This window comes from Sphingobacterium sp. 2149 (genome assembly GCF_031455655.1).
Lineage (GTDB): Bacteria > Bacteroidota > Bacteroidia > Sphingobacteriales > Sphingobacteriaceae > Sphingobacterium.
Genome location: NZ_JAVDTD010000011.1, coordinates 220733 through 233724 on the forward strand (window position 1 = coordinate 220733; position 12992 = coordinate 233724).

The 12992-nt window shown below is 45.0% G+C and carries 5 protein-coding genes; all 5 read right to left on the reverse strand.

The window, feature by feature from the left end:
* Positions 1-4 precede the first annotated feature (4 nt).
* The gene (locus J2X77_RS17160; protein ID WP_310081778.1) at positions 5-940 is read right to left on the reverse strand and encodes a hypothetical protein; all 936 of its coding nucleotides are present in this window, start codon (positions 938-940) and stop codon (positions 5-7) included.
* Between the two features lie 49 nt (positions 941-989).
* A complete protein-coding gene (locus tag J2X77_RS17165; RefSeq protein WP_310081779.1) occupies positions 990-2618 on the reverse strand; it encodes a RagB/SusD family nutrient uptake outer membrane protein in 1629 nt (542 codons plus the stop codon).
* A 12-nt stretch (positions 2619-2630) separates the two neighbouring features.
* Positions 2631-5768: a TonB-dependent receptor gene (locus tag J2X77_RS17170; RefSeq protein ID WP_310081780.1), complete on the reverse strand. Its 3138-nt coding sequence runs from the start codon at positions 5766-5768 to the stop codon at positions 2631-2633.
* 28 nt (positions 5769-5796) lie between these two features.
* Positions 5797-8661 (reverse strand): TIM-barrel domain-containing protein, encoded by a 2865-nt coding sequence (locus J2X77_RS17175; protein ID WP_209579510.1) that lies wholly within the window; start codon positions 8659-8661, stop codon positions 5797-5799.
* Between the two features lie 182 nt (positions 8662-8843).
* Positions 8844-12854, reverse strand: a complete 4011-nt coding sequence (locus J2X77_RS17180; RefSeq protein WP_310081782.1) for a two-component regulator propeller domain-containing protein — start codon at positions 12852-12854, stop codon at positions 8844-8846.
* Between the last annotated feature and the right edge of the window lie 138 nt (positions 12855-12992).

Below are 12992 nucleotides of genomic sequence, written 5' to 3' on the forward strand. Positions count from 1 at the left end.
ACATTTATTTGTTCATTTTGGTATTCGACCTATCTTCGGTCAGACTCTCCTTGAGGGCCTTGCTGATAAAATTAAAGGTCAGCATGGCCGCTCCATCATTCGAAAGCACCGGATCTCGCAATACCGCTAATTGCATGGTATTCTCGGTCAACGACATAATACGGACATCACCCCAGTCGACTACGATCCCATCTTGTGGTTTTCCATGTAAAGGCGAAGGCCCCGTCATACGGATGGTTTTCTTTTCGGTATCGATATTAAAAGTCCCCTTCTGTACTTTGCCCAACATGGCATGATTCACATTGATGTTTGCTCCACCTTTCAGGTCAAAGGTCATACTCCCATAATCGCCTGCAGGCATGAGCCAACTATTGCCTTTCCAGTCGGGTTCCCAGCTCCAGCTATCGCTGTTAAGAGGCGCAGCTGTTTTGTTGATGCTACCCCACCAGTCGCCGGTGCCGTAAAAATACAGGGGACCTTTAAAGTAACGGGAGATCCCGTCAGCATCTAGATCGAGATACCAGGTTTTCTCTTCCCCGGCCCCGCCCGTCAGTAGGGTCCAGGTTTCGTCACTGATAAATTCGGCATACATCTGATCGATTTTGAATGTCACAGGCTCGCCGTAGACAATCCCGCCACGCGTCTCGACACCAAATTTAAGGGTGTATTCACCGGGAAAAGGCATTTTCAGGGTTACCTTTTTCTCTTGACTCCGCCCTTGTGGATGTTCCCACAATGGGGTGTATTTTGAATCCATCAAGCTGGTTAAATACACAATATTAGGATTGCTGGCGTCATGTTCAACGGTAAAGGCCTTTCCCTTCTCCAACTGCGCCGAAGTGACATCGATGTCTCCCAGTGTATAATTCTCGGGAGAACAAGCTCCAAAGAGTACCATCGCCGCAAAAAAGCAGATGGCATAGGTGAATATCTTTTTCATGTTTGTCTATTTATAATTCAACTAATAGTGAGTCTTAGTATACCTGTATTTAGTTCCATCCAGCATTTTGTTTCAGTACACCATTGGATAAGGTAATCTGCTTATTGGGTATTTGCATAAATCCTTTCGTTGTCAAAAAACGCTCTTTAGTCACAGTGACCCTCTCGGGCACAGATCCACTGAGAACATCCTCTGTTGTTTCTAGTGTAGCGGCGGCGTTATTTAACCCCTGCCGCAATACATCCCAATAGCGGATACCTTCAAACGCAAATTCAAATTTTCTTTCCTTCAGAATATTGTTTTTTGAAACTGCTAGCGACACAAAATTGGTCTTATAAGCTCTTTTTCTTACCTCGTCAAAGTATTTCTGTGCGTTTGCGGAGCCGAGTTCTGCCGCCATCAGCAAGACATCGGCATAGCGGATAACAAAGTAATCCTGGTCTTGGGATAGTTGCATATCCTTATCTCCACCTGTATTGGTGGTACCGTCCGGCAATGCTGTGGGGGCGTATTTCTTTATAGTGTACCCTGTATACTCACGCTGATCTTTCAGGTCAAATCCCGTAATCTTCTCGCCATCAATATCAATAATTGAAGCAGCCTTGCGCGTATCCGTGTTGTCAAACTCATTGAAGAATTTTTTGCTTACCGTACATGCACCCCATCCCTGGCCATAAGGCGACCAATTTTTTCCGCGCAAGCCCAGAAAGACCACCCAGCGGTTGCCATCAACATAACCATTGTAGTTCGATGTATTGTTGAATTTTTGCGCAAATACAACCTCAGCATTTCCCTTGCCGGCATATTTGGAGATATCTAGCGTATTATTGCTTGCATTGGGGATATAACTCGCTGCTGGCCACAGATTCTTGAAATCTGCCACCAGCGCAAACTGGCCGCTACTGATAACCTCTTCCAGTCCCGCCAAGGCTTCTGCTTTGGAGACACCGATATCTTCACCACCATAATAACCTGCATAAAATAGATAAACACGGGCTAATAGCGCTTTAGCTGCGAATGGAGTTGCCCGGCCATCATTGGTTGCCGCAGCTGATTTGGGGTAAGCTGTTGCAGGAATATTTGAAGCTGCAAACTTAAGGTCGGAAACAATCAGTTGATAAATCGCTTTGGGATCCGACTGTGGAATATTCTCATTGGTCGGGCTCGTTAGCAAAGGGATGTTTTCGAATAGACGGACGAGATCAAAGTACATGGTGGCCCGTAGGAATTTCGTTTCCCCTTCAATACGTGCCCGCGCAGTTGTATTGCCCGAAAAATCAGTGCCGTCCAATTTTCCCAACAGCGTATTACACCTAAAAATTCCAGCATAATAATCTGACCAGGTGCCGTCAAAGATATTATTGTCCGATTGCGATTGCGCAATATCAAAGCGATCTATTGCCTGAAATGAGCGACCGTCTGTTGTACCTGTTCCGCCAAAACAATTGTCGGCAGCCACCTCTGCTGTCAGATAGAAAGACTGGCTCCCATTGGAGGTCGTCCGTTGATAACTATCGTAACAACCAACCAGCGCCATGTCTGCATCGGCGACGGTTTTATAAAAATTGCTTTCCAAAACGCTTGTCATCGGTTCGACATCCAAAAAACTAGATGAACACGATCCTAAAATTAAGGACCCAAATAACATGGAATGATAGATATAGCTCGTTTTTTTCATGATTTCTTGTGTTTAGAATTTAACATTTAGGCCAAATAATACCGTCCTTGGTCTTGGATAGTAACCAAGGTCGATACCCGATACCCAACCATCGGTCCCGTAACCGATCTCGGGATCCATTCCATCATATTTGGTGAAGGTGAACAGATTTTGTCCCTGCACGTAGAAGCGGATCTGATTGGCGTACTTCCATTTGACCAGCTTCGACAGATCATAACCTAAGGTCACATTGCTGATCCGTAGAAAGTCTCCATCCTGAATATAAAGGTCTGAAAACTGCCAGTTGACATTAGTTTCCGTCACACGGGGGATCGTATTGGACGTACCATCTCCGGTCCATCGATCCAATATTCGTGTGGTATAGTTTGCTTGTTTATTGGCATGATTGCGGTAAGACTGCACAATTTTGTTTCCGAGGGAGCCGTAGGCATTCACCGAGAAATCAAATCCTTTGTAATCCAGTCCAATATTAAATCCATAGGTGAAATTAGGCATGCCCACGCCCAAATTTGTCTTATCCGAGGCATTGATAATACCATCGCTGTTCTGGTCTACATATTTCACATCGCCAGGTTTTACATCCGCCTGAAGAATACCTTTCCCGGCTGTTTTCCAGGCATCGATCTCGGCTTGGTTCTGGAAGAGACCGTCCGTTTTATACCCCCAGAAGTAGCCAATGGGCAGGCCATTTGCGGCACGATAAAATTCTTCCGAGTTATCGTACAACATGGCTGTCTGTCCGTGGATAATTCCATCTTCGGTAGGTATCTGTCCCACCTTATTTTTGTTATAGGCACCATTTACCCCAAGACGATATTTCACTTCATTAATCTTATCAGCCCAGTTTAGCCCCAGCTCCACACCTGTATTCTTTACGTCACCGCCATTGATAAAAGGAGGCAACGTTCCGGTTGTCGCCAAAACAGGCGCTGTAACCAGCCAGTTCTTCGTCTTTTTGACATAAAAATCGGCAACGACATCCAAACGGCTGTTTGCAAATTTGGCATCAAATCCAATATTGGTCTGTTCAGAAGTTTCCCAAGTCAGATTCGGATTGGATAAGCGGCTCGGATAAGCCCCAGCGATATTATTGTTGCTCGTTCCAAAGACATAATGCGCTCCGGGATTGGACGATGTAATTCCTGTTGAGGTACTGATGGGGGCCGCATATTGAAAATCAGCGATATCCTGGTTACCCACCTGTCCCCATGAAGCACGGAGTTTAAAGAAGTTTACAGCCGCTAAATGCTCTTTAAAAAACTCTTCCGATGAAATTACCCAGCCTGCCGATACCGAAGGGAAATATCCCCAGCGGTTGCTGCGTGAAAATTTGGAAGATCCATCTGCACGCAATGTCGCATTCAACAGGTACTTTTCCTTATAGTTGTAGCCTAGCCTACCAAAATACGAAACCCTGCGGGTGATGTTCTCTGGTTTTCCCGACACCGTACGCGTTTCGACTACATTACCTTTTTCATCCAGGTGTGCCTGGCCTGTGGTATTGTCCAGATAGGCATGAGCAAAATCGTTGAACTGCGAAAGCAGATTCCAGTTGGACCCCGAAAGGTAAGTTCCCTGATAACGCAGCGATTCCATACCGATCATGGCCGAAAAACGATGATCCGTGTGGATATCAAAGTCATAGGAAGCTGTATTTGTCCAGGTCAGAGTATGCCCCTTACTCATGTTCTGTGAGGTCGTTGTATGATCTTGGTTGTAGGTGTAGATAGAGAACCGGTATAAGGGTGTATAACTTCTGTATTCCGAAGCATAATAGTTGAACCCCAGTAGTGAACGGACCTTCAAGCCTTTGATCGGTTCGATTTCCGCAAATACACCCGCCAGTAATTTTTGACCATCATTGGCGTTGTTCGAATTGGTCATCATCACCCCATATGGATTGCTGTCCCCATTGTACCAAGGTGAATTGGAGGTATCATTGAAAGGACTTCCGTACAAGCCATTGTCCGAATACACCGGTGACAAGGGCGACGTGGCAAAAGCACCACGCAGCGTATTGCTGTACTGATTGCCAACACTGATACCTCGATTTTTAATGTAGTTAAAGTTGAGGTGCTGCCCTATTTTCACAAAGTTATCAAAGAGTTTATGTTCCGAGTTGGTTCGGAAACCATAACGCTCGTAGTTAGAAACGTCTTTACCACCCACAATTCCTTCCTGACCAATGTAGTTCATCGATAAAGCGTAGGTGGATTTTTCATTGCCACCGGTCAGGCCAACATTGTAATTGTCTGTTTTTGCATTATCCTTAAACATGTAATCCATCCAATTGGTGTTGGCCAAGCCTTCCATGCTGTTAAAATCAATCACCGCGGCTCCCGAATTCAGTGATTGCTCATTCATGATCAGCTTGTACTGATCGGCATCCAGTAATTTCGCTTTACGCGAAACATTCTGAATGCCCGCATAGCCATCAAACGACAGCACATTCTTGCCCGCAGCACCCATTTTGGTGGTGACCAGGATCACCCCATTTGCAGCCTGCGACCCGTAGATGGCGGCCGAAGCGGCGTCTTTAAGTACGTCGATAGATTGAATATCGGCCGCGTTCAGGACCGAAATATCCCCTCCTGGGACGCCATCAATGACATACAAAGGACCGGAGTTACCGATTGTCCCCAATCCGCGGACGACAACTTTCATATCAGCTCCCGGTTGACCCGAAGTTGATGTAATGGATACTCCGGGTGCTTGCCCCTGAAGCGACTGCAGCGGGTTCAACTGGTTGCGTTTCTGCAGTTCTTCACCCTCCACCTTCAAATTGGCTCCTGTATTCAATTTTTTCTTTTGTACACCGTAGCCAATGACCACCACTTCTTCGAGATCGGAAGCTTGTGGTTGCAGGCGGATTACCATATTAGGACCGGTAATTTTAACTTCCTCCGTTTTGTAGCCCACGTAAGTAATGGTCAATACAGTTCCCGCGCTCGCCGTCAGTGAAAACTTGCCCGATTCATCACTACTTGCTGAAATCTTCTGATTCTTTACTTTGATAGTCGCTCCCCCGATTGGCAAGCCTGAATCAGCCGAAACAACCGATCCTGTGAAGGATTGTGCCCAGACCAAAGAGGTCACGCTGGTCATGACCACGACGGCCACGCCCCTGCTCAACAATTGTTTGCTTATCATATGTCTTGATTTATAAATTGGTTTTCTATTATTTTAATTTGATCTGTACGGCTTTCCCTGTAAAGGTTACTGCTGTTGATTTTTTTGATGAAACATCCAGTCCGACGGCGTTGCTATCGCTGACAAAAATGATATTGAACTTTCTTTTGGTCAACATGCCCTCGAAATCTCCCCGACGGTTAGCCAAAGAAAGTGTCTGTGTCGAATTGTCGTAGCTGAAATCAATACGGCTGTACCTTCCTTTTTCATAATTATAGTTGCAGCCTTCGTCTTCATAGAGTGAAAACTGACCGTTTGCCCCTGCATAAATATAAAGATCCAGCACATCCGCCTTTTTCTCTGTCGTATACTGCATAACGGGTCCAATAGGTAATATAGATCCGGCCCGGACATAGACAGGGATACGTTCGTAGGGTGCCGCAACAAGCAGATCCTGCCCACCTGCTATCATCTTGCCATTGTATAGATCATACCAGCTGGTTCCTTTCGGAAAATGTATCTTGCGTGAAGTCGCCCCTTTTTCTGTAACTGGATTGATCAATAAAGATGGCCCCCAGAGGTATTGGTCATTGCTATCGAATCCATCTTTGTCTTGTGGAAAATCCATGGCAAGCCCACGTATCATCGTATAGTCTTCAAAAAAAGTCTTTGCGGCAAGACTGTAGTTGTAGGCGAGTAATTTATACCTTAGGCCGATCGCATAAGTCATGCTTTTATAGGCTGGATGATCTGCCGGAGCGATATTGTACGGCTCGCGGTAGGGATATTGTCCATGCGCCCTGAACAAAGGCAAGAATGCCCCGTATTGGTACCAGCGGCTATTCAGCTCGCGCCACTCCTCCAAGTCCACCGCATTAGGTTTGTGAAATCTATTTTCAACCAAAAAACCACCGGCATCCATTGTCCAGTACGGAGTACCGGACATCGAGAAATTGATGCCCCCTGCAATCTGATCTTTCATATCATGCCATCTAGAAGCAATATCGCCACTCCAGGCCGCCGCGGCATAGCGCTGTTGGCCTGCAAAAAAGGAGCGTGTCAAAATAAATACCCGTTTATTGGGGTCTGTTTCACGCTGTCCCTCGTAGATGCCCTTAGCATTTTGTAAAGGGAACGCATTATAATAGCGCACCGATGATCCTATACTTGGCTGAAAAACCGACTTTCGTTCATCCAGATCAATATTGGAATGAATATCGGGTTCGCTGGCATCCATCCACCAGGCATCGATCCCGATTTTGAAAAGGTTGTTGTCCAACAATTTCCAGAACCCATCGCGTGCTTCTTTGTTGAAAGGGTCATAAAAAGTTGAGGTATAACCCTTTCCAATCCAATCTTTACGACCATCATAGATATTGCGTGGATAGATCCATTTGTTCGCTTTAAATTCTTGGTATACCGAAGATTCTTCATTGATTTTGGGCCAGGCCGAAATCATGATCTTAAAGTGCTGATCATGCAGCTTCTTCACCATGGCCTGAGGATCTGGAAAACGCTTTCCATCAAATTTCTGACTCCCCCAGTCGTTTTCAGACCAGTAAGACCAATCCTGCACAATATTGTCGATCGGGATCTTGCGCTTGCGAAATTCGGTTGCCACCTCTTCAATTTCCGCTTGCGTTTTGTAGCGTTCCCTGCTCTGCCAAAATCCAAAGCTCCAAAGCGGCATAATCGGTGCCTTGCCGGACAAGTGGCGATAACCTGCAATAACCTCATCCATGGATGCACCCTGAACAAAGTAATAATCAATGGCATCGCCGGCTTCCGAATTAAAGGAAAATAAGTTTTTACGCGCTTCTGGGATGGGGCTCTGCCAGTTAAAGGTAAAATAAGACTCACCCCCATCCGGTATCCATTCCATGCGGATCTGATGCGTCTTATCTTTCTGCAGGTCTCTTTCTATTTCAAAGGTACCTGCATTCCAGGACTGCCGCCAGCGGTCGGCGACCTGCTCACCATCAATCCAGACTTTCATATAACCCGAATATTTAAAATGCAGCACATGCCTGCCCGCGTAGGGCGAGGAGAAACTTCCTTCATAGATGACTTTGCTTTCGGCCAGATTTACACCCTTTGGAAACTTGTGCTGATCCGTTAGATAGCCATAATCGATGATCGATTCTGGCCGGGATAAATAGATCTCGTCGGCTTTACTTCGATTTACATAGGTTGCTGTGAGCCAACCTGGTTCACCTTCCTTGGACAGCAACTTAAAAGCATTTAAGGGCAATAATGGCCTCACGTCGCCTGCCTTTGTAATGGAGTAATTGTGCCATAAGATACCATAGTTGTTGGTGGACAGCAAAAAGGGTATTCCGATTTCTGTATTGTACTGCAGCAGCGAAACCTGTTTTCCGCGGTTATAGTTCATCACCGCATTCTGATGTTGGCCGAGTCCATAGATCCCCTCCTCAGCATTGACAATAAAGTCTTGGTTAAGGTGATAAAACGCATCTCCCTGATAACTATTGGCTAAGAAAGAACTTGAATTTCGCTTTGCTTCTTTAAAGATGGATTGCCCCTTCAGATCATAAAACGCTACTTTGCCACTCTCCAAAGAAACAACAGCCTGCATATTGGCTGTTTTTAAATTGACGGTGGAGTCGGTCGAGCTTACCGCTAAAGATTTCACTTGTCGACGCAGTGAATCGACGATGACTAAACTCGTTTGGCTCGGTAAAGCGGCCCCTGTAGGAACAGCAGTGACACGCACGATCTTGTCGGTCACGACATCCAAATAGACATCCTGATCAATGGAGGTTTCCGAATTTTTGAAGCTAATCTTAATACCGTTAGGCGTTTTTTCATAATGAGCTTTATTCGTCTGGCTGAATCCCTGCTGCACGATCGCGAAGAGCATCAGACCACTTAAAGCATACTTTAAGTTGCGCATTTAAATAAGATTTATTGGTTATTATATTCCCTTGGTTATTACGCGTCCTTTCCTATTGAAAGAACTGATCAAATATAGAATGCAACCGGCTGTATAAGGGGTATATTTTGTTAACTTTTAGGGGTTACTTTGTTAACTTATGCGGAAATACTCGCGGGCAACACCATCGATAATCCACTTATTTATAAGCTTTTTCGATAAAAAGACGGCAGATTACCAAATGCAGATTTAAAATATTTGCTGAATTGTTTCGGATTTCCGAATCCAACTTCATAAGCGATTTCAGCCATCGATAATTTCGAGTTCTGAACCAGATGCATGGCACGCTTGAGCCGTATATGTCGGATGTATTCCATCGGTGAGTAACCTGTGATGGCAAGCACCTTTTTATAAAGCCCTACGCGGGTGAGGTTCATTCTTTTCGCAAGCAGTTCGACAGAAAGCGAAGAGTCACTGAGATCCTGTTCAATTTCCTTTACCAGCGCACGGATAAACTGTTCATCAGCAGATGCGATATCGGGCTGTGCCAGATTGACATTAATCTGTTTTTTATACCGTTTTACCATCGTCTGCTGCTGATTGAGTATCTGCGCTAATTTGGAACGCAGCAGGTTGATATTAAAAGGCTTGTTGATGTAATCTGTAGCACCGGCCTGCAAGGCTTCCAGTTCAATTTTCTGATTGACTACCGCCGTTACAATCAGCACAGGGATATGGACCAGCTTAGCCTGGGCTTTTATGTAGCGGCAAAGATCCAACCCACTCTCCCCGGGCAGGCTGAGATCGGTGATGACGAGATCAACTTGTTGCTTGCTTAAAATCAATTTCGCCTCATTGATACCTTTTGTAGAGTGGATTACGTAGGTTGACCTTAGGGTCCGTTCCAGGTAGTGAAGGAAGTCAATATCATCTTCGACCAATAAAATAGCGGGTTTATCCAGCTTGTTGCTTACGACGGGGTCAGTGCTCTTTGCGACCTTATTTAAAGGTAGTTGAACATAAAATGTCGTCCATTGCGCATTGCTGCTCAACCGGATATTTCCACCCAAGAATTCTACATAGTCTTTTACAATAGAAAGACCGATACCCGTGCCCTGGTTCAGTTTTCCATTTGGTACAGCCAGTTGCGTGTAACGTTCAAAAACGCAGGATTGTAAGTTTTCGGGAATGGCTGTACCTTGATTTTGAACCTCAATAAGCAGTACCTTTCCTGCTTCTTGTTCAGTTACTTCGGCATTGAAGGCCACAATACCGGATACGGGGCTAAACTTGATCGCATTTGACATCAAATTGAAAATAATGCTTTCCAGTTTGTTTTTGTCAAACCAGGACGGGTATGTGTCTTGGGCAATATTAACCTGTAGGGAGATTTGATTGCTTTGGGCCATTCCGGCAAAGGCATCGAGCTGTTCGCGGATAAATCCCATGAGGTCTCCATACTCCTCGTTCAGTTCCAGCTCACTTTTCTCCAATTTTCTAAAGTCCAGCAGCTGGTTGACCAATTTAAGCAGGCGGTCGGCATTCTTCTTGATTAAGTTTAGGTCAGCTTTTTTTTCTGGATGCTGTTCTTCATCCAACAACTGCTGTGCTGGAGTTAGGATCAAGCTGATCGGAGTCCTGAATTCATGACTTATATTGGTAAAGAAACGTGTTTTTAAAGCATCCAGCTCCTTTGCCTGTGTAGCCTGTTCCTGAGCGAGGTAAAGTTGATTACGCGTCTTGACACGTAGTTTTGTCAAATAAAAATAGGCCCACAGAACGACCAGCGTTAGACAGGCATAGAAAAAAAAAGCCCAGGTAGAACGCCAAAAAGGCGGCTGTATATCGATTTTCAGGAGCAGTACACCCTCCGACCAGCTATTCGTATCGATGGCATGCCGAATAAATAAGTTGTAGCTGCGGGTGTCTAGATTGGTGAAATTGGCACGCATGGTCCCCGGTTCAAAATCAAACCATTCATCACTTAGACCGGCGAGCTGATATTGGTAGAGTCCATTATGCTGTTGCAGGTAGTCAAAAGTAGAGAACTCCAGTGAAATAGCATTTAGATTGTATGGAAGGCTCAGTTCCTTGAGATTATTCAGGGCTTGATCGTAAATGACCCGGCCCGAAAATTCCTCACCCACGGCGACCCGCTTATTAAATAAATAAAGATTGGACAAAAGGGGTAAGACCAGTTCACTTTCGTGGCTAATTTTTGTGGGGTCGATAAAATTGAATCCCTTTGGTCCACCAAAGACAAGTCTTCCGTCCCGCATTTTTAAAGCGGCGTTTTCATTGAATACATTCCCCTGGAGGCCCGATTCCTGTGTAAAATTGCGGATGATAAACTTCTCTGCCTGTCCTTTGCCGACAATCGCCGACAGTCCTTTGTTTGTTGAAGCCCAAATATCCCCTTGGTTATCGACCAATAGTGCCAGGATCGCATCGTCGCTGAGCCCATCCTGCTGTGTGAGACAGCTTATTTTCGTCCCGTCGATTACATGCAATCCCTCTTGTGTCGCTATCCAGATGCGACCGGTTTTGTCCTCCTTGATATCATAAATCAGATCATTCATGAGTTTCATGGGCGAACTGGAGGTATTGATATAGCTGATCCTACCGTCGGGACCCAATAATTCCAACCCCGTAGCTGTGCCGATCCAGAGCCTTTTTTTCGAATCCTCAAATAAGACGGAGATATAATTGCTGTTGATGGTTTGGCCCTGCCGAGAATACGTTTTCGAAAACTGCTCTGTTTTTCTATCAAACAGGTACAAGCCGGCACTTAGGGTTCCTATCCAAAACCGATGTTGACTATCTTCATAGATCTCCCAAACACTATCGTCGTTCAATTTTCCAGGTGCCGGGTCACGATGGAAAACCTTAAAACTTTTGCCGTCAAATCGACACATACCACCTCGATAAGTTCCTATCCACAGCCTGTCTTCCGCATCCAGCAATAAGGAAACAATCACGTTGCTGCTCAAACTATTGGGATCCTGAGGATCATGCAAATATTGCTTAAATGTTTTCTGACTGATATCATAATAGAGCAATCCACCACCGTTTGTCCCGATCCAGAGATTGCCCCTGCGATCCTGTACAAACTTATTGACATCGTCAAAGGGAAGTGATTTGGGAAGCCCGGGATAGTTTTTGATCAAGGAGAATAACAACAGGTTGGGATGATAATAACTGATGCCACCTTTATAGGTTCCTGTCCATATAATGCCTGACTTATCCCGATATAAGCACGTTATACTATTATAAGGCAGACTTCGTAATTCATATTTATCATTGCCAATGATTTCGATACTATTCGTCTTCTTATTGTATACATTGATACCACCATGATCTGTGCCTAGCCAGAGATTTCCTTTATCGTCTTGCACGATATTGCCTACAAAGGGATTGGACAGTTCTTTTTGAATATGCCGAATTACCCCGTCTTTCGGGTCAAGCCAGTATACGCCGATTGGAATATCCTTTGAGAATATCCATATGACGCCCTCTTGATCGGCAAATAGATTATAATTTACCGTTTTATTAATGAGCGGCAATAAACTGGTTTTGATACTTTGCAGTGACTTTGTATCGATGTAGGCCAGCAGGCCATTTTCGTATATTACCCAGATCTTCTGGTCCTTCCCCACTATCACATCAGCAATTCGGCTATTCTTGGTCAACTGTGGCACATTGCGGTAGGTTTTGGTCGGGGCGTCGTACAAGACCAGCGAACGATCGTTATACAATAGTGCAAAGGTCTGCCCATCCAGCGGCCTTATCGTGTATACGTCTTTAACGGGCAACTTTAAGCTCCTCAGTATGGAATCAAGGTCCTGGCAGATTATGCCCAAGCGCTGATCATACACATCCATTCCGTTGTTGGTACGGATCCACACATTGCCTTCCGGCCCCTCAAAGATCGCTGTAATCACATTTCCGCTCAAGCCTGTATGCTTACTGGCAGAATATCGAAAATTTGTGAATTGTACCCCGTCAAATCGGCTCAGTCCAGACTCGGTACCAAACCACAGGTAATTGTTCTTATCTCTAAAGGCACAGTTGACGTGATTATGAACCAAGCCTTGGTCAGAAGTTAAGGTTTTAAACGCATAAGTATTGACCTGGCTCCAAGCCGAAAAATGACCTATGAAAAGGAGAAGAAAAAGGTTGAGATACGCGTATAAAAAAGACTTAAGTTGCTGCATTGGTTATGATCTTCCCAATGATACAAAAATTGAGCAAATCCAGCAAATCTGCTGTACGATTTCAGGCGTATACCTCCTACATTGACTCATTTGTATGGTTTAAGAGGGGATCATGTCGATCTAGATGTGTCATCTCTG

Excerpts from the sequence above, each read along its gene's own strand:
- J2X77_RS17160 (WP_310081778.1), bottom strand. The coding sequence starts at position 940 with ATGAAAAAGATATTCACCTATGCCATCTGCTTTTTTGCGGCGATGGTA.
- J2X77_RS17165 (WP_310081779.1), bottom strand. The coding sequence starts at position 2,618 with ATGAAAAAAACGAGCTATATCTATCATTCCATGTTATTTGGGTCCTTA.
- J2X77_RS17170 (WP_310081780.1), bottom strand. The coding sequence starts at position 5,768 with ATGATAAGCAAACAATTGTTGAGCAGGGGCGTGGCCGTCGTGGTCATG.
- J2X77_RS17175 (WP_209579510.1), bottom strand. The coding sequence starts at position 8,661 with ATGCGCAACTTAAAGTATGCTTTAAGTGGTCTGATGCTCTTCGCGATC.
- J2X77_RS17180 (WP_310081782.1), bottom strand. The coding sequence starts at position 12,854 with ATGCAGCAACTTAAGTCTTTTTTATACGCGTATCTCAACCTTTTTCTT.